This window comes from Pseudotamlana agarivorans (assembly GCF_018860245.1).
Taxonomy (GTDB): Bacteria; Bacteroidota; Bacteroidia; order Flavobacteriales; family Flavobacteriaceae; genus Pseudotamlana; species Pseudotamlana agarivorans_A.
In genome coordinates this window covers 524,770-544,037 of sequence record NZ_JAHKPD010000012.1, presented here as the reverse complement: position 1 = coordinate 544,037, position 19,268 = coordinate 524,770, and the positions used below count along the sequence as shown (strand labels likewise).

Here is a 19,268-nt window from a genome sequence, read left to right as displayed (position 1 = left end):
ACTCTTAAAACCAGTGTTTTAGAGTCGTTTTTTTATGATGTTCAAAAATGAAAAAAAATGGCATAAAAAAAGCCTTCCATTTTGGGAAAGCTGGTAAAATTTATTTCTTATAAATTATCGCATTCCCTAGCCTTGTGAAATAATCACAATGACAATAATAGAAACGACTTGTATAATTTGTTTTTTCATTTTGCTGAAACAAATATTCGGAAAATAAATTTAACTACCAATTATTTCTTAAAAAATAAAAAAGCGCTGTTCATTTTCTTTTATTTTTTTACTTTTGCGGCACAAAACAACAGAGGAAAGATTTGACTGATTGCAACCTCTTTATGCTGAACACGTTTCAACATAAATAAAAATGCTAAAGGCAGTGTAAACTTCCTTCGACGTATTCGTCAAATCTTACTGTAATTTAAATTATTATGGCTTATTTATTCACTTCAGAAAGTGTTTCTGAAGGGCATCCAGACAAAGTAGCAGATCAAATTAGTGACGCTTTAATAGATAATTTTTTAGCATTCGACACCGAATCGAAAGTGGCTTGTGAAACTTTAGTAACTACTGGGCAAGTTGTACTTGCTGGTGAAGTAAAATCGACCACCTATTTGGACGTTCAAAAAATTGCTAGAGATACCATCAATAAAATTGGATACACCAAAGGTGAATACATGTTCGACGGCAATTCATGTGGTGTTTTATCGGCAATACATGAACAATCTGAAGACATCAACCAGGGTGTAGACCGCGGTAGCAAAGAAGAGCAAGGTGCGGGAGACCAAGGGATGATGTTTGGTTATGCAACCAATGAAACTGAAAACTTCATGCCTTTAGCCTTAGATTTATCGCACTTAATTTTAAGAGAATTAGCAGAGCTAAGAAGAGAAAATAAATACATCACGTATTTAAGACCAGATTCTAAAAGTCAGGTAACTATTGAATACGACGATAATAATGTACCGCAACGTATTGAAGCGATTGTTGTTTCTACACAACATGATGATTTCGATGAAGACGAGGCGATGCTTGCAAAAATTAGAAAGGATATTGTTGATATTTTAATCCCACGAGTGATTGCTCAACTTCCTGAAGGTTTACAGAAATTATTTAACGACGACATTAAGTACCACATCAACCCAACAGGGAAATTCGTAATTGGAGGTCCGCATGGAGATACAGGTTTAACAGGTCGTAAAATTATTGTGGATACCTACGGTGGAAAAGGTGCTCATGGTGGTGGTGCTTTCTCAGGAAAAGACCCAAGTAAAGTAGACCGTAGTGCGGCTTACGCCACAAGACATATTGCTAAAAACCTAGTTGCAGCTGGTGTTGCCGAAGAAGTTTTAGTGCAAGTAAGTTACGCCATTGGTGTTGTTGAACCCATGGGAATTTTTATTGATACTTATGGCACTTGTCCGTTTAACATGACCGACGGTGAAATTGCACAAAAAGTAACTGAAATTTTTGACATGCGACCATTTGCTATTGAAGAGCGCCTGAAATTACGCGCGCCAATCTATAGTGAAACTGCGGCTTACGGACACATGGGACGTAAAAACGAAACCGTGACTAAAACATTTTCTCAGCCTTTTGGAGAAACCATTACCCTTGACGTAGAATTATTCACTTGGGAAAAATTAGATTACGTGGATCAAGTAAAAAAAGCTTTCGGATTGTAGAAATTCGAACTGTTTTAAAATGATAAATTTAAAAAGCCTTGCAATTATTTGTGGGGCTTTTTTTGTAATCTACAGCTAGCTAATGCCTGATTGCGCGGACTTGTAGTCCGTGCAACACTAAGAACTCAAAACAAATATATTGTATTAATAAAAACAGCTACCCAAGCTACTGTTGTTATGGTTATAAAATACGTGACGTTCTTTTCTGTAGCTTTATATTTTGTAGACAACTCTTATTTATTTTTAGAAACTTTCTTAGGGTATTGGCTTAATATTTTATGTGTGGCACGGAATGGCACGGACTACTAGTCCGCGCTATCAGGTTTATTTCTTCTTTGTCACAAATAATATTTTTTACTTTCCTTTAAAAAACTTTAAGAAAAACTCTAAGCCTTTTATCTTACTATCAAAAGTATTCTGAATTTCAGGTAATTTGCCTGTATTTCTGTAAATATTTAAATTACGAAATGCCATTATTAAAGCTACAGTCAAAGACAATACTCCAAGAGTAAAAGTTAAGGCACCAAGAAAATAAACAAAAATTACCCGAAGATAAGATGCTTTCTCACCTATTATATATTGTTGATTGATAACTAGTTTATCTAGATTACCACTTTTATTAAAATTCACTCTTACATCACTTAATTTCAATAGATGCTCTTGTGTTAATTCTAATGGTAATATTTGATCCATATTTATTTTTGAACTATTTATATTCCCCGTTAATATATTTAACAGGTTTATATGCTTTCTTTCTGATGTTTGATATATTCGTTTAAATGCTTTGTTATTTGACAATAAACCTTCTATTTTTATATAACTTTTATCGTTGGGAGTAATATATTTTACTGATAAAAATTCCAGTTTTATCTCCGTTAAATTTTCCTGCTTCAATTCTTTTGCTTTATTAAAAATTAAAGGACTTCCTTTAAAAATTATAAATAGTCCAAGACAAAAGGCAAAGCTAAATTTTAATATATAATCAATTAATTTCACGATTTTAATATTATTTTTTATAACATGATTTACTTTTTAATGGACGAGGCTTGTCTGTTCATGAGAGATAACTGAATTTTATAATTAAATTTCAGCTAAAACAGTTCATCTTTCAAAAAATCATAAGGAATTTCATAATTATCTAAAGGTTCAATAGGTAATATTTCTTTAGGAATAAGTGGAGAATTAACTTCAACTTCTAAACTTTGTCTCCAAGCTAATTTTGCATAACCTAATGCAGGTTGAGAAACATATTTATTTAAAACTGCGTTATCATTTCTCTTTTTATGGATTTTAGTGCTAACCAATTGCTCCAAAAGCTCCTCACACTTGGATTTGTCTTTATTTAAAAGAGCTTTATAAAACTCGTAATCTATTTTAAATTCTTGTTGGTTCTTTGGTAGTTTTGGAAGCGTTAAAGTTTCTATAATGTTTAAATTTCGTTCTACTCCTTTAAAATCATTAGCCATAAAAAACTGAACTGTATTACACCAAACAGCACTTTCGCCTTGTAACACCATTTCATCCATTGACAACTCTGCATTCTTCCCTTTTTGGTAACGTAATTTTGAATATTGTTGAATTAAATTTTCATTATCACTCAAAATAGGAAAGCAAACATAAGGTAATCCAAAATCAAACAATCTATTATTAAATTCACTAACTCTTATTTTGTCAATTATGGAGACGATATAAAAATGTTGTTTGCTTTCATTTATTTTCTTGTCGAGCAACTTATATATTGCGAGATTAAGTTCCAAAAAATGAAAATTAGAGGACATTTTAAGAGTGTTATTCTTGTCGTTTAGAATATTATTAATCCATTTTGACTTTCTTTTATCAAACCTTTTAATCCTGTCTATTAAATCATCCATAGTTAAAAGTTTCCGAGTTTTGAAAAGTTAATTTCTGCTGTGGACTTATCTACTGCTACAGCATATTTTTGTATGAACGCGGACTTGTAGCCCGTGCAACACTAAGAACTCAAAACAAATATATTGTATCAACACCTATTTCACTATCCAGCTCTGCATAATTGCGAGCCGAACTAAACAAATAATCTTCCGGCTTTTCCACAATTTTATTTGCAACTGGATTATTGTGTATATAATTTACTTTTTGCTTTATGAACTTGTTTGAATACACTTTTTCTGCATGATAACCATCTTGCCAAACTTTATATTTCTGATTCCTTTTTAAATGCGCACATGCTTTAGAAAAATAATCTAACAGCCATTCTCTTCGGCTTTCTGGATATTCTATGATTGTTTCTATAATTTTTTTTGAAGTAAATGTTTTAAAATCTCTTATAACATTGCTTAACAAAGCTAGCTCGTCTACCTTACAAAGTAAGTGAATATGACTGCTCATTATACAATAAGCATAAATCTCTAAACCTTTATGTTGTTGACAATATTTTAATGCATTTATTATAACATACTTTTGCCGTAACCTAGTAAAAACATCTACCCAACCTACTGTTGTTATGGTTATAAAATAGGCGAAGCCCTTTTCTGTAGCTTTATATTTTGTAGACAACTCTTTTTATTTTTAGAAACTTTCTTGGGGTATTGGTTTAACGTTTTATGTATGGTGCGAAACGGCACGGACTACAAGTCCGCGCTATCGGGTTTCTTTTTATTTTTCTCTTTTTTCAGACTTTGTTTATCAACAGCTTCAGCTTTACCTGTATCGAGTTCACTTGTATCTTTAGATTTATTATTACCATGCTCTTTACACGAATTAACACTGAGAAAAAGTGGTAAAATTAAGATTATAACATATTTCATAATTGCTTTTGAGATGAATTCCAGGTCTCCCTTAATTGATAACAATCAGCTTAATTTCTTCTTTAGAATCACCTATATAATAATCAAACTGATATGTTATTTTTAAAATTGATGATTCAACAAAAAGGTCTTCCAAACTCATTTCTATATTTTCATTTAATTTTTTCAGCACCTCTTTAGCATTGGTTTTATCAATTTCTCCATAGGAATCTGATTCAAGCACGGACAAGTAAAAACTTTTATTAACTGCTTTAGCTTTAGTAAAAACTTCAGGGTTGACAACCAGATTATTTTTGTCAAGCCTATAAACACCCTCATTACAATACAAATTATGCTCTTTGCTGCTAGACATGTTCAAAGGCGTTCTTTTTTTCTCTTGTCCGTAAAAAACGAAATCACTTTGCACGACATATTTCACCTTTATTGAATCAATTGAATTCGACTCAATAAAAAAGTCATTATCTCCTAAAAAGTCTGATTCCAAATATTTCTTTTGAATCGTAATCTCTTTCCCCTTACTTTTTAACTCAAAATCCAAATTAGGGTCGTCTGTTGACAATACATTGTTGAAAATTATATTAAAACCTCCTGCTTCAACTTTAAATTGATTATCCTTTAGTTGCAACTCGTCAATAACCAAACAATCATTTATTTCAGGAGCAACACTTATGCTTGATTCACCTTCTTTAATTTGTCCTTTATTCTTGCAAGAAAATGCAAAAACCAATACCATTATGAGTAAATAGTTTTTCATATTATTTTAAAAGAATCTAGCCGCTTTCCTATTTCCTTTACATCTAAAAACATTCTGATTCAGGCTCATTATATTGCTTTATCTTATCAATTTTAAGGCTATCAACATAAGTTTCACCATTTATTTTCCAATAGCCTTTTGATTCCTCTTCTATTTCAAAAACATATAATTTCTCAGGAGTTATTTGCTCTTCCTTCCCAATCAAACTTATTTTTTCCTCATTAACATTAACTTCATCTATAAGCATGGAGTAATCTTCTTGTCCGAAATCTTGCCAAATGGAATCTTTGTAAACTTTAATCGTATTAACACTTGCGTTACAATAATGATACAATATATCTATGGAATCTGTTTTTGTGACTTGATAATATGTTTTGTTTAAAAGTGATTCTTTTTTTAAGTGTGTTTTAAGTACAACGTACTCAAGTGAGACACTTTCTGAGGATACTTTATTATTGATTTTAGTTTCATCCTTACATGAAAAAATGAAACATAAAATAAAAAGCATTTTAATAATTTTCATACTCTGATATTCTCAAAAACCATAATATTACAACTGATTTTCAAATTTTTCTAATACAGCATAATACGAAAAAGACGAGTCTATTTTAGTGGCATTTACATAGTCCCACCTACATATCTTTTTCACTCTATCCTCCCATCTAAATCGATAACGCCAATCAGCTCCCTTGATAAAAAAAGTAAATTCATTGTCTTTTTGTTCAACATGACTAAGTTCATAAGTAGATGGTTCTTGTAATTCAATTACAATATCATTTTCACCTACCTCAACCCTGCGCTTCCATTCATTGTTTAAAACTTTGAATTTTGAATCTGTCTTTTCTATTTCTATCCATTTGGTCTGTGTGATATCAAACGGTCTAACCTTTTGACTATTCTCGTTATAAGAAACTGTTTCAGTCTTAGGCTTCTCAGAAATCGCACCTTCTAATGCATCCTTTCCTGAATCAAACTTGTTACACGAAAAAAATATGATAAAAATTACAACTCTATATAATCGCATATTATTAATTTTATTTGTTTTCTCTAATTTGAATTACTTTATAAACATGTGATTCCTTATAAGCAGGAGCTCCTTTCAAACTAAAATCACCTTGAACGAATAATTTATTTTCATTACTGACACCCTTTACCTTATATTTAGTCCCTACTTCATAAAACAAGTAGTACTCACCTCTTTCTTCAGCCCCTCTCCCTACAATTACAATAAAATGATCCGTACTTAAATCGTTATTGAATCCTCCTTTATATTTATATGTATGATCAACACCAACCAAAATTGGCTTTCCTGACTCAAGTTGAGAGTCAATATACATCATTCCTTTTTTTGCTACAGAAGAATTAATCTCCAACTTTTGATTGTTTTCTACGCCTATTTGATAAAGAGCTTTATTGTTTTTTAACTTTCCGCCATCAACTCCATAGTTTTCCAAAATTACTCGGCAAGCTCTCCAACAAGCTACATTCTGCCTACTCTTATTTCCAAATTTTGAATCAAATTGTGATTGCCAATTCTTATTATCATTACGTAAATCAACATCTTCTTTCCCCACTATCATCTTCATCTGCTCCACAAAAGCAATGGGATGAAAATGATAAACATTAGATCCTCTAGGAAACTTTCTCTTTCCACAATCTTCAGCTTGCGTATTAGACAAATCTCCTTCCTCTATTTCATGCCAAAAACTTAAGTTTTTAATCTTGTCTTTAAGCACATAAATTTTAGCATCACGTTGGACTTCTAGCTCCTGCTTTCTTTCGGCATCCGTTTCTTGATCAATGCCTTTTTTATATATTTCTTTTAGCTCCGCCTCAAATTTATCTATATTTTCCCAGGTATTCCACTCGCTCTCGTGTTTACAAATCAACTTACTAACGTGACCTAGGGATTCTTTATTTCGCATGACCTGCTGCAACTCAAAATTAGATAGTTTAGAATTACCATCAGTATCGGCTTGTGCCCAGATGTCTTCTATGAATTTATGCGGACTGCTTTTTTCAACAAACTCACCGAACATGTAAAAATATTGATCACCAGTATTTTCTAAAACCTTCCACCCATACTCTGCCCATTTATAGGGGTTCTTTTCTGTTAGTTCACTTTTTTTAATCCAACCTTCTTCCTGCTTAGTCTTTATATGCCACCAAGTCTCACCAGCATTATCTTTCGCTTGGCCTGTTTTTCTTATTTTAGAGGTTTTCAGCACTTCAACACCTTTGAAATTACCGCTAGGCTTATTTTCAAATACAGTATCAATATCAGCCCCTAAACTTATCCACGCATTAGCGTCTCCAGTGACCTTTGTAGATTTCACCCAAAACTTTTTTCCTGAGTATTTCATTCCATAACCTATGGTTCGATCTACATTGTCCGCTCCTGTTTTATTTATGTAATAGACTTCAGACTCCTCACTCCGCAACGCATGATTTAGTTTTGAATTGACTTCGTCAAAATGGCCCTCTTTAATGGTATAAACATTATTTCTTACTTTGACCCCATCGACATAGGTTTTGATTTTTTTATTTTCATCATTAAGTACAGTATAAGCCACGACCGTCGTCTCATCTTCAAATCCGATTTGTGTGTATTCCCCATCACTTTGATAAATTTTGACTTTGGCATTTGCTTTTAAAAAATCACAAGGCTTTCCAACATGGAGTGTTTTACCTTTTTCAACTTCATAAGTTGTTTGATCTTTATCTTTATTATTATTTAAAAATCCTGAAAGATTAGCATCATCTGTAAACACCTCTAAATGGAGCGCATTGTATGATTTTCGATTTTCAGAATCGTATTGACCAAGGTTACCAATTATCTGTCCCGCTCTTATGGGTACATTAACGTTTTCAACGGAGTTAAATTTAACATCGTCCTTTATTTTTTTAGTAATCGGAGTGCAATCCTTTGATAGAACATAATTTCGAGTGCCCTTAATTTTGTACCAGTCGGCATCTTTTGTGAATTCAATTTCAAGTTCTGTATTTTGAGATTCCATCTTTACATAATTCCCTCCAATCCCGTCAAACAACATGGTGCCTTCAACTACATTTGGTCTAATAAAATCATCATCGGTTGCTTTTTTATGATTCACTTGATAAAATTCATCGTCATAATCCAATAGCCAACCACGATAAGCACAGAATATGTCACCTCTATAAGAACAAATCACATACTTATTTTTAAAATAATCGAAACTCATCCAATGACAATCTGAAGGCACTACAGCTGGTTCTTTTTTCAACAAGCCTCCTTTAGGCACAAAATGCGTTTCTCGTGACTGATCATTATCTTCTTCACAAAAAGGACGTATTTTCAATCCAATTTCTCGTAAATTCACATTTGTTTTAACGGTATATTTCGCATACAAATCAGGAATATTTTCGCCGTATTTTTTAGCTATCAGCTCCTCTTTAGGCTGCAAGTGCATGTACAGACTATAAAAACGAAATTTTATTTTCTCTGGAGTTTCAAAATCATGCTGCATTAACATGAAGCCATTGGAATATTTAGCCGTTTCACTATCTTTTTCAAGCAAATAGTCTTCCGCAAAACGGTAGGCAATAATTCGTCCGTCTGCTATGGCGAGTACTTGGGTACCCAAACCTTCAATGTGTATGCCGCCGTGCCATGAATTATTTATTCCTAGCGGAAAAAAACCGTTTCTATTATTATGCCCAAAATGATGAGCATTGGTCTTTTCTTTTTCTATTTCGCTCGGATTGCTTCCGTAAGCAGGTACGATGGGGTATTCTACTTTCATTTCCTTAAAATCTAAACACTAAAGTCAATTTGAATGAGATAACCATGCTTTTTGGCTTCCTCTTGTTTCTCACGAGCTTCCTTTAAGTTTTCACCCTGACCAATAACAACAGATTTAATTCTATCAACAGTAGTGATTTTTGGAAATGGAATTTTTTCAGCAGGCATGGCTTCTGTTGGTTTTGAAGCACTGCTACCTACCATAATATTAGGTTCACCGGTTACAATAACACCACCGTGAGCAGTAGAATCTCCCAAACAAGCAATGGGTTTACCATTTACTAGCACCGATGGATTTCCTGTGATTACCGTATCTGGACCGCCATTGCAAGTACACATACTACCCATAGTTGCAACAGGCTTACCATTAAACAACACGTTAACTTCTCCTTTAATAATAGGACCTCCCACATGTGGCGTGGTGCCACTGCACATGGGACAAGTATGATGACTTCCTAAAGTCGCTGCAGGTTTTCCTGACATATAGAATAGACTTAATAGATTTGAGAAGCATCAAATGTAAGTATTATTCTTTTTATTTGTACGATTTAACTTTCTTTTTTAAGTAAAAATTACTCGTTATTGTCTATTACTGTTATATTTATAGAAGTCTTAAAAGCAGAAAAAAACTAAAAACTAAAACCAAAAGCCCCAGTAATCCCAAAAGGACGCGCATTAGGGTTTTTAACTTCATCGAGATAATTCCCTCTAAAGTTGAAATCGATACGAAAAACCTTAAAAATATTTCCAATACCAAAACTATACTCGTAATAAGGGTCCTGAGAGGGTGCTACATAGGTTAAACCAGAAGCGTTTAAATCTATATTTTCTTGAGAAATACTACCCATAACGGTTCTAAAGCCAGCTATGGCTCTTAAATTAAACTTCTTAATAACTGGAATCCTAGAGAATAGGCGTCCGTTAAAATTATGCTCCACATGCACAGAAGCATAGGTATCGGTAACAAACTCGTAAAAATCGATTTGAGAGAAGGTGTTATAAATAGAGAAATAACTTTGATTACCCGGAATAACACTTAACAAACCTAGAGGTACTTTTCCAAAAGTTTTTCCAGCTTCAATGGTGGTAAAAAGCCTTCCAAACCCTCCAACTTGCCATGGTTGCACATACCTAAACTGAAGTTTCGTATAATCAAAATTATCGTTAAATCTTCCTTTCAACCCTTTACTTATCAGAGCATATATTTGAGCATAATCACTATTCGCAGGAGACCGTTCTACCCCGAAACCTGTCATTTTTCTATTCGGAAAAAAAGACATTAATAGCTCCGATTCGTATTGTTTTATTTCCGAAGACACTCCTGTTGGTGAATTCTCGTCATAATAATCAAGACTAAAAGTATCTGACGCCGATTCTAAAGTTCGATAACTACCACCAAGCCTAAATATTAAATTTTTCAAAGGCTCAAACTGAAAAGATAATGTCGTTAAATTTATATTCGTAAGCTTATCATTTGCTGCAGTTGTAAAAATCCCTGACGAGGCAAAACTTCGACCTAAAACATCGGTAGAATTCGTTAAGCTTGCCCCAATCTGTTCTATGTCACGACGATTTCCTCCGGCAATAATCAATCTTGTTTTCTTATCCAAAAGCCATTTTCCAGAGATGCCGTATTTCACCTTATCATCTCTAAATCCATAAGCCATAAAACCTTCAATACGCCATAAATCATTTCTTCCAAAATAGGTACGACCACCGGCACGTAAACGCACACCTTCAACTTCATTATAACCAAAGGAAGAAAAAACGGGACCATAATCTAAAGGCAAGGTATTAAACTCGTAATACCCCGAGGCTAAAACTGTTCCAGTACTATATAGGTTTTTAAACTTTTTAACCGTTTTTAAGGTGTCCAACATTTTATAGACCCCTTTTTCATCATCGCTTAACTTTTCCATGCGATTTTCTTCCCAGAAGGCATCATCACGGTTATAAGCATTCTTATCATAAAAGTTTACTTCTTTCTCGTAAAACTTTTTATCTCTTTCTATATTAAATTCATAATTATTAAAGAGGGTGGTGCGCTTACCATAAAGTCCTCGCGACTTCTCCTTCTTGTTTGGAGCAAAGTCAGACATCATATAATCACGTTTTACAAGAAATAAGGAATCGTTTAACACCTCAAATTCTTGCTCAATATAAATCTCCTTAACCCAGTTTATATTCGCGCTTTTTGAGGCCTGCATATTAATTTCCTTAATCGCATAAGTCGTATCGGCCACCCAAAAATCACCTTTAAAAGTGAGTTCATTTTTTCGTCGTGGATAATAAATAATATTGTAACACCATTTATCATCAATAAGGGCACTATCGGCTAGCACATAATTATAGGTATTGATACCTGTTCGTGATAAGGGGCTCACAAAACTTTTATCAAAAAATTTAAGAAAATTATCATAGACATTTATATCAGCATACAAGTCTTTAACAAAATCAATCATACTTTGGTTATCACTAAACCCAGAGTTTTTATTACCCTGTAAGATTTCTTTACTTTTATTAATCACATTATCACCATACACCTTCGTTGCCGCCTCATTAACGAATATAGGCAAGTAGGTTTTTCCAGTTACTTTAGAGGTATCTACTTCTTCAAAAATGAATTCCATACCTTTAAATAGTTTACTATTTATAAGTGTACTATCTATCGTGTTAATATCAAATTCTAATTTCTCGTATTTATCGTACTGATATTGTTTAAATTGTTTTAAACCATTGCTCCGTTTATGCTCCCATATTTTTCGTAATAAATCTATGGCCGGATTATTTTTTTTTGGTTGTTTACCCGACACGATCAAAACCTCATTTAACTGAGAGGCCACTTCAACAAGGGTAAACTTTAAATCGTAGTTAATTTTTTTTTGCAAGGGCACCGTTAAGGTTTCGTAGCCAATAAAAGACACGGTAAGCTCGGGCCAAGCCTCATCAGACTCTAAGTAAAATCGCCCTTCTTCATTGGTAATCGTGCCATTCGTAGAGCCTTTAAAAATCACATTTGCAAAAGAAACGGGCTCATCATTTTCATCAAAAACATAACCACTCACTTTTGTTTGTGCAAAGACCGCACAAAAATTAATAAGAAATAAAACAAGTGAGAATCTTATATTCATAATAAAAAAAACTTCATCAACATAGAATGTTGATGAAGTTTATATAACGTAAAAAAGTTACGATTTATTTGTACATCACCTTTTTCACTGCTTTAATTACCTCATCTTTGTTAGGTAACCATTCTTCCAATAATACTGGAGAGTACGGTGCAGGTGTATCTGCTGTGTTTATTTTAATAATTGGAGCATCTAAATAATCAAATGCTTCAGATTGCACTAGGTAAGTGATTTCAGTAGCTACACTACCAAACGGCCATGCTTCTTCTAAAATAACCAATCTGTTGGTTTTCTTAACCGATTCTACAATCGCTTTTCTATCCATTGGACGTACCGTACGTAAGTCGATAATTTCACAAGAAATACCTTCCTTCTCCAATTCGTCTGCTGCTTTGTAAGCTTCTTTAATGATTTTACCAAAAGAAACGATAGTGACATCTGTTCCTTCACGTTTAGTTTCAGCAACGCCTAATGGGATAATGTATTCTCCTTCTGGAACTTCACCTTTATCACCATACATTTGCTCACTTTCCATAAAAATAACCGGATCATCATCACGAATAGAAGCCTTTAATAAACCTTTAGCATCGTAAGGGTTTGAAGGCACAACTACTTTTAAACCAGGTGTATTAGCAAACCAGTTTTCAAAAGCTTGTGAGTGTGTTGCTCCTAATTGCCCAGCAGAGGCTGTTGGCCCACGAAATACAATCGGGCATTTAAACTGTCCACCAGACATTTGTCTGATTTTCGCTGCATTATTTATAATTTGATCAATTCCAACCAATGAAAAGTTAAAAGTCATATATTCTACAATCGGTCTATTACCTGTCATTGTAGAACCAATCGCGATACCTGCAAAACCAAGTTCTGCAATTGGTGTATCAATAACACGTTTAGCACCAAATTCGTCTAACATGCCTTTCGATGCTTTGTAAGCACCATTATACTCCGCTACTTCCTCTCCCATTAGGTAAACGCTCTCATCTCTGCGCATTTCTTCGCTCATGGCTTCGCAAATAGCTTCTCTAAATTGAATTGTCTTCATTAAAGTTTATTTTTATTCGAGTAGCAAAAATAACAATTATTGCTAAAAGTCTACCATAAAATAACAGATGAAAATTAAGTAATCATTTTTTTTTATCATGTTTATACTAAAAACCCCCTATTTATGCGGAAAAAGAAATAATTCACCGATATAAAACCAACTGCTTTAATCTTACTAAGTAAGCGCTCATGAGCATTATGAATTTGTAATATTTATCATTAATTATTTACAAAATTACTATGCGTGCATAGTAATTTTTACGAATAAAATAATTAACTTCGTCTCCTGAAAATTTCAGACGATTTTACTTAAAATTAAGATGAATACCTTACTAATGTATGTTTCTTAACAACATTTTTAAAGGTTTTACATATGATTTAATCATTATAAAAATTATACAAATGAAAATATTAGTGTGTATAAGTCATGTTCCAGACACTACTTCAAAGATTAATTTCACTGAAGATAACACGAAATTTGATTCCAACGGTGTTCAATTTGTAATTAATCCAAATGATGAATTTGGATTAACCCGAGCCATGTGGTTTAAAGAAAAACAAGGAGCAAACGTTACCGTTGTTAATGTTGGAACCGCAGAAACCGAGCCTACTTTACGCAAAGCTCTTGCCATAGGTGCAGACGAAGCAATTCGTGTAAATGTACCAGCTACCGATGGTTTTTCAGTAGCAAAACAATTGGCCAATGTGGCTAAAGCGGGTGCATACGATTTAATTATTGCTGGTAGAGAATCTATCGATTATAATGGTGGTATGGTTCCTGGCATGGTTGCAGGGTTAACTGAAGCTAATTTTGTAAACAACTGTATTGGTTTAGAAGTTGATGGCAATTCCGCGAAAGCGATAAGAGAAATTGACGGTGGGAAAGAAACCGTTTCTACAGCACTACCATTGGTGATTGGAAGCCAAAAAGGTTTAGTTGAAGAAAGCGACTTACGCATTCCTAATATGAGAGGGATTATGATGGCTCGTAAAAAGCCATTAACCATCGTTGAACCTGTAACCTCTGAAGCAGAAACAACATCTGTGGCCTTTGAAAAGCCCGCTCCAAAAGGTGCCGTTACTTTAGTTGATGCTGGTAACTTAGACGAATTAGTTAACTTACTTCACAACGAAGCTAAGGTAATATAGGAAAGCCTCCCCTAGCCCCTCCATGGAAGGGGAAATGATTACGGAGGTTTCCGTTAAAAACAAAAACTCATTAACGAGATTTTCACTTTCGTGGAAATGAAAAAAGAAATTTATTATGTCCGTTTTAGTATATACAGAATCAGAACAAGGCACATTTAAAAAAGCAGCTTTCGAGGTTGCTTCCTATGCAAAAGCCGTAGCTAATCAATTAGGAACAACCGTTACAGCAATCGCTATAAACGCAAACGACACCTCGACATTAAGTACTTATGGTGTAGATAAGGTATTAAATGTAACAAACACCGCATTAGACAAATTTAACGCCAACAGCTATGCTTCTGTTATTAAACAAGCAGCGGAAAAAGAAAGCACGAAAGTTGTTGTACTAAGTTCTAGCGCCGACAGCAAATATTTAGCGCCGCTTTTGGCCGTAGGGTTATCAGCGGGTTATGCTTCAAATGTTGTTGAAGCGCCTTCAAACACAAGTCCGTTTACAGTAAAACGTACGGCCTTCACTAATAAAGCCTTTGAGTCTACTCAAATTAATACCGATATAAAAATTATAGGAGTTTCTAATAATGCCTTCGGATTGGTTGAAAATAGTGGTAGCGCTTCCGCGGAAGACTTTTCGCCAGAGGTTCCAAATTCAACTGTAAATATTGAATCTGTTGATAAAGCTACAGATAAAGTAACTATCGCAGATGCTGAAATTGTTGTCTCTGGAGGTCGTGGATTAAAAGGTCCTGAAAACTGGGGAATGATTGAAGAATTAGCCGAGGTTTTAGGTGCAGCAACTGCTTGCTCGAAACCAGTTTCAGACTTAGGATGGCGCCCTCACGGCGAGCATGTAGGCCAAACAGGAAAGCCTGTTGCGTCAAATTTATACATCGCCATAGGTATTTCAGGAGCTATTCAACATTTAGCCGGAGTTAGTGCTTCTAAAACAAAAGTTGTTATTAATACAGACCCTGAAGCACCTTTCTTTAAGGCTGCCGATTACGGTGTTGTAGGTGATGCTTTTGAAGTCGTTCCTGCATTAATCGAAAAATTAAAAGCTTTTAAAGCACAACAATAATTTATTTTTTATAAATTGTGTAGTCCTAAAGAACTGCTTAATTTAGCATTTTATACCATATCTGAATATACAGATGGTTAAGTTCTAAATTAAGCGGTTTTTTACGTTTTAAATATATGAGTTTAGTAAGATTAAATATCAAAGGGATATCCTATAGCCAAACACAGAATGGCGCCTACGCGTTAATTTTAAATGAAGTAGATGGCGACAGAAAACTCCCTATCGTGATTGGCGCTTTCGAAGCACAATCTATTGCCATAGCTTTAGAAAAAGAAATTAGCCCACCAAGACCTCTTACTCACGATTTGTTTAAAAACTTTGCCGATCGTTTTGATATTGTTGTCAAACAAGTAATTATTCATAAGCTTGTAGACGGTGTTTTCTACTCCAGTTTAATTTGTGAACGCGATAAAATTGAAGAAATTATAGACGCAAGAACCAGCGATGCTATTGCTTTAGCGCTTCGTTTTCAAGCGCCTATTTTTACCTATAAAAATATTCTTGATAAAGCTGGTATTTATCTTAAAGTGAATCCTAAAAAAGAGGATGAAGACCAAGAAGACAGCGTTCTATTAGACGAATTGGTTGCCAATGAAATGGAACCTGATGAGCAACACGATACGTACAAAGGCAAAAACTTAGAAGAACTTCAAAAATTATTAGAAGAAGCCGTTGCCACCGAAGACTACGAAAAAGCAGCGCATATTAGAGATGAAATCTCGAAACGTGAATAACCAATATTTTTAGAATATGAAAAAGTTGTTTTTGTGTATTGTGGCAATGAGTTTATTTTCAACTTTAAATAGTTTTGCACAAGAAACAAAAACCAACACAACCGTTGATTCCACTGAATTTACGATCGCCAAAGATTCTATTTATTTAACGCGTGAAGATCAAATTACCCAACCAAACACTCTAAACACAGTCGTTTCAGATAAAAAGACTGAAACATTGGGCAGCATTACCCCTAATGAAGGCTTTTCCATAAATAGTTTATGGCGTGGTATTCTTGGTATGCTTTCCTTAATTCTAATCGCTTTTTTATTCAGCAGTAATAGAAAAGCCATCAATTGGAAAACGGTTACTATTGGATTAGCATTTCAACTTATTATTGCTATAGGCGTTTTAAAAGTGCCTTTCATTCAAAACCTTTTCAAATATCTCGGTAAAGCCTTCAATAAAATTTTAACGTTTACAGAAGCGGGAACAGAATTCCTATTTCAGTCCTTTATTTCTGGAACGATTGAGAGTCCGCTTATCAATTTTGCCGTAACCATTTTACCTACCATAATATTCTTTTCAGCCCTGACATCGGTTTTGTTTTACCTTGGTGTTATTCAAAAAGTAGTTAAGGCCATGGCTTGGTTATTATCAAAACTTTTAGGCATTTCTGGCGCCGAAAGTTTAAGTGTTGCTGGGAACATCTTTTTAGGACAAACAGAGGCTCCGCTAATGATTAAAGCTTACTTAGAAAAGATGAATAAATCTGAAATGCTTTTGGTCATGATTGGAGGTATGGCAACAGTTGCCGGAGGTGTATTAGCTGCTTACATTCAATTTTTAGGAGGCGATGATATGGTAATGCGTGAATTTTTCGCAAAACATTTATTAGCAGCTTCCGTCATGGCTGCTCCTGGGGCTATCGTGATTTCTAAAATTTTATATCCACAAACTGAGACTGTCAATACAGAAGTAGCAGTATCTAAACAAAAAATAGGTGATAATATTCTTGACGCTATTGCTATAGGAACCACCGAAGGTTTTAAACTCGCCGTAAACGTTGCTGCCATGCTATTGGTTTTTGTGGCTTTTATTGCTATGATTAATTACGGCCTTTTAAAGGTAGGAAGTATAGGTGGTTTCAATCAATGGGTTAGCCTAAACTCACCGTACCAAGCTTTGTCTTTAGAAGCCATTTTGGGCACTGTATTTTCACCACTCATGTGGCTTATAGGTGTAGCTAAAGAAGATGTTATGATGATGGGGCAACTTCTGGGTATCAAACTTGCCGCTAGTGAATTTGTAGGTTATATTCAACTAGGGGAATTAAAAAATACAGCCAACGCCGTTCACCTTAATTATGAAAAATCGGTGATTATGGCGACTTACATGCTTTGCGGATTTGCCAATTTTGCTTCCATAGGTATTCAAATTGGTGGTATTGGTTCTCTAGCCCCAGGACAAAGAAAAACATTATCTAAATTTGGTATGAAAGCATTAATTGGTGGGACCATTGCTTCTTTAATATCGGCTACCATTGCAGGGATGATTATTGGGTAATCTATTCCTGCGAAAGCAGGAATCTCATAGCTCGAAACCGTAAAACATCTCGCCTAAACTAGATTACAAAAAAAGCAACGTGCTACTGGTTAATAACTTTTAATATTTACACTACCATATATCAACCAATTACCTTGCTTTTTATTTAATTTCGTTCCTGCAAAATTATAGAACGTTTATAGCTTATTATTTAATTTATTACGAGATTCCTGCCTACGCAGGAATAATGCCTATGAAACAATATCACGACTTAGTAAAACACGTTTTAGATAACGGAAATGAAAAAGGAGATCGCACTGGAACGGGAACAAAAAGTGTTTTTGGTCATCAAATGCGATTTGATTTAAGTGAAGGTTTTCCTATGGTCACCACCAAAAAATTACATCTAAAATCTATTATTTACGAATTGTTGTGGTTCTTAAAAGGAGATACTAACATCGATTACCTTACCGAAAACGGTGTGAAAATCTGGAATGAATGGGCCGATGAAAATGGTGATTTAGGACCAGTTTACGGTTACCAATGGCGAAACTGGAACGGTGATGATATTGACCAGATTAAAGAAATTATTGAAACTCTAAAGAAAAACCCAAATAGCAGGCGCATGTTAGTATCAGCATGGAATCCTTCAGTTTTACCAGATACTTCAAAATCATTTAGTGAAAATGTAGCCAACGGAAAAGCAGCATTACCGCCATGTCATGCCTTTTTTCAATTTTATGTGGCTAACGGCAAATTATCGTGCCAGTTGTACCAACGTAGTGCCGATATCTTTTTAGGCGTACCGTTTAATATCGCTTCTTATGCTTTATTTACCATGATGATGGCGCAAGTTTGTGGCTACCAAGCAGGGGAGTTTATACACACCTTTGGAGATGCGCACATTTACAGTAACCATTTTGAGCAATTAGAATTGCAATTATCGAGAGATATGAGACCATTACCTAAAATGATATTAAATCCTGAAATAAAAGATATTTTCGATTTTACTTTTGAAGATTTCACTTTAGAAGATTACAATCCGCATCCCCACATTAAAGGAAAAGTAGCGATATAAATAAATGCTGTCTAAAAAGTAAAATTTTCGTCAACCTAAACTTGATCCAGATACTTATAGCCGTTGGTTATCATGTTGTTGTGACACTAAAACCGAAATTTAAACGCAGTTAAATGAAGTCAGAATGACGTATATTAATACTTTTCGAATAGCTTCTTTTTAATTTCTATACGTTTAATACACTATTCTCTGCACCAGCATAATCGTTCCAAGCATAAGCATCGGCTTCAACTTCGTTTACGAATACACCGTCTACGATATATTTAAACTCATAAGAATTACCCGAATCTAAATTAATAACCCCTTTAAAAGTACCATTTTTCAACTTCTTTAAAACCGGTTTTTTCTCTTCCCAGTCATTAAAAGTTCCAACTAAAGAGACTTTTTTAGCATCTGCAGCCTCAATTGAAAACGTGACCTTACACACTGGTTTAGTTTTTAAGTATTGTTTTTTAATAGCCATAATTATATTTTTTAAGTGTTGTTTCAGAAACTAATTTATAAAGTTTTTCTCATAATTCACCTTTTAAAATAC

18 protein-coding genes are annotated in these 19,268 nt (G+C 34.1%); 6 read left to right on the top strand and 12 right to left on the bottom strand.

Translation table 11 applies throughout. From position 1 onward, the window contains the following. Positions 1-425 precede the first annotated feature (425 nt). Entirely contained in the window at positions 426-1,679 is a 1,254-nt protein-coding gene (metK, locus tag KO493_RS08770; RefSeq protein ID WP_216067562.1) for a methionine adenosyltransferase, read from the top strand. Between the two features lie 354 nt (positions 1,680-2,033). Here the strand turns inward: metK and KO493_RS08765 are convergent, their stop codons facing one another. The 11 genes from KO493_RS08765 to KO493_RS08715 all read right to left on the bottom strand — a co-directional run bounded on the left by KO493_RS08765 (position 2,034) and on the right by KO493_RS08715 (position 13,173). After that, on the bottom strand, positions 2,034-2,675 hold the full coding sequence (locus KO493_RS08765; protein ID WP_216067561.1) for a hypothetical protein: 642 nt from the start codon (positions 2,673-2,675) through the stop codon (positions 2,034-2,036). Between the two features lie 95 nt (positions 2,676-2,770). Then, the gene (locus KO493_RS08760) at positions 2,771-3,550 is read right to left on the bottom strand and encodes an immunity 49 family protein (RefSeq protein WP_216067560.1); all 780 of its coding nucleotides are present in this window, start codon (positions 3,548-3,550) and stop codon (positions 2,771-2,773) included. 109 nt (positions 3,551-3,659) lie between these two features. Further along, the gene (locus KO493_RS08755) at positions 3,660-4,214 is read right to left on the bottom strand and encodes an REP-associated tyrosine transposase (RefSeq protein WP_216067559.1); all 555 of its coding nucleotides are present in this window, start codon (positions 4,212-4,214) and stop codon (positions 3,660-3,662) included. Positions 4,215-4,285: 71 nt separating this feature from the next. Next, on the bottom strand, positions 4,286-4,465 hold the full coding sequence (locus KO493_RS08750; RefSeq protein WP_216067558.1) for a hypothetical protein: 180 nt from the start codon (positions 4,463-4,465) through the stop codon (positions 4,286-4,288). Between the two features lie 31 nt (positions 4,466-4,496). Then, a complete protein-coding gene (locus tag KO493_RS08745) occupies positions 4,497-5,219 on the bottom strand; it encodes a hypothetical protein (RefSeq protein WP_216067557.1) in 723 nt (240 codons plus the stop codon). Between the two features lie 43 nt (positions 5,220-5,262). Beyond that, positions 5,263-5,742, bottom strand: coding sequence for a hypothetical protein (locus KO493_RS08740; protein ID WP_216067556.1), 480 nt, complete (start codon positions 5,740-5,742; stop codon positions 5,263-5,265). Between the two features lie 27 nt (positions 5,743-5,769). Then, the gene (locus KO493_RS08735) at positions 5,770-6,243 is read right to left on the bottom strand and encodes a hypothetical protein (protein WP_216067555.1); all 474 of its coding nucleotides are present in this window, start codon (positions 6,241-6,243) and stop codon (positions 5,770-5,772) included. A 10-nt stretch (positions 6,244-6,253) separates the two neighbouring features. Continuing rightward, positions 6,254-9,001, bottom strand: coding sequence for a hypothetical protein (locus KO493_RS08730; protein WP_216067554.1), 2,748 nt, complete (start codon positions 8,999-9,001; stop codon positions 6,254-6,256). An 11-nt stretch (positions 9,002-9,012) separates the two neighbouring features. Further along, positions 9,013-9,483 carry a PAAR domain-containing protein gene (locus tag KO493_RS08725; protein ID WP_216067553.1) on the bottom strand — a complete coding sequence of 157 codons (471 nt, stop codon included), beginning with the start codon at positions 9,481-9,483 and terminating at the stop codon, positions 9,013-9,015. A gap of 146 nt (positions 9,484-9,629) precedes the next feature. Beyond that, complete coding sequence (locus KO493_RS08720; RefSeq protein WP_216067552.1) at positions 9,630-12,131, bottom strand: DUF5686 and carboxypeptidase-like regulatory domain-containing protein; 2,502 nt, start codon at positions 12,129-12,131, stop codon at positions 9,630-9,632. A 64-nt stretch (positions 12,132-12,195) separates the two neighbouring features. Then, positions 12,196-13,173, bottom strand: a complete 978-nt coding sequence (locus KO493_RS08715; RefSeq protein ID WP_216067551.1) for a pyruvate dehydrogenase complex E1 component subunit beta — start codon at positions 13,171-13,173, stop codon at positions 12,196-12,198. A 401-nt stretch (positions 13,174-13,574) separates the two neighbouring features. Between KO493_RS08715 and KO493_RS08710 the strand changes: the two genes are divergently transcribed. The 5 genes from KO493_RS08710 to KO493_RS08690 all read left to right on the top strand — a co-directional run bounded on the left by KO493_RS08710 (position 13,575) and on the right by KO493_RS08690 (position 18,733). Next, positions 13,575-14,321, top strand: coding sequence for an electron transfer flavoprotein subunit beta/FixA family protein (locus tag KO493_RS08710; RefSeq protein ID WP_216067550.1), 747 nt, complete (start codon positions 13,575-13,577; stop codon positions 14,319-14,321). Between the two features lie 115 nt (positions 14,322-14,436). Further along, positions 14,437-15,396 carry an electron transfer flavoprotein subunit alpha/FixB family protein gene (locus KO493_RS08705; protein ID WP_216067549.1) on the top strand — a complete coding sequence of 320 codons (960 nt, stop codon included), beginning with the start codon at positions 14,437-14,439 and terminating at the stop codon, positions 15,394-15,396. Between the two features lie 116 nt (positions 15,397-15,512). Next, on the top strand, positions 15,513-16,130 hold the full coding sequence (locus KO493_RS08700) for a bifunctional nuclease family protein (RefSeq protein ID WP_216067548.1): 618 nt from the start codon (positions 15,513-15,515) through the stop codon (positions 16,128-16,130). A gap of 16 nt (positions 16,131-16,146) precedes the next feature. Then, entirely contained in the window at positions 16,147-17,676 is a 1,530-nt protein-coding gene (locus KO493_RS08695; protein WP_216067547.1) for a NupC/NupG family nucleoside CNT transporter, read from the top strand. A 232-nt stretch (positions 17,677-17,908) separates the two neighbouring features. Beyond that, positions 17,909-18,733, top strand: coding sequence for a thymidylate synthase (locus KO493_RS08690; protein ID WP_216067546.1), 825 nt, complete (start codon positions 17,909-17,911; stop codon positions 18,731-18,733). 166 nt (positions 18,734-18,899) lie between these two features. Here the strand turns inward: KO493_RS08690 and KO493_RS08685 are convergent, their stop codons facing one another. Further along, complete coding sequence (locus KO493_RS08685) at positions 18,900-19,196, bottom strand: isoamylase early set domain-containing protein (RefSeq protein WP_216067545.1); 297 nt, start codon at positions 19,194-19,196, stop codon at positions 18,900-18,902. Positions 19,197-19,268: the final 72 nt, after the last annotated feature.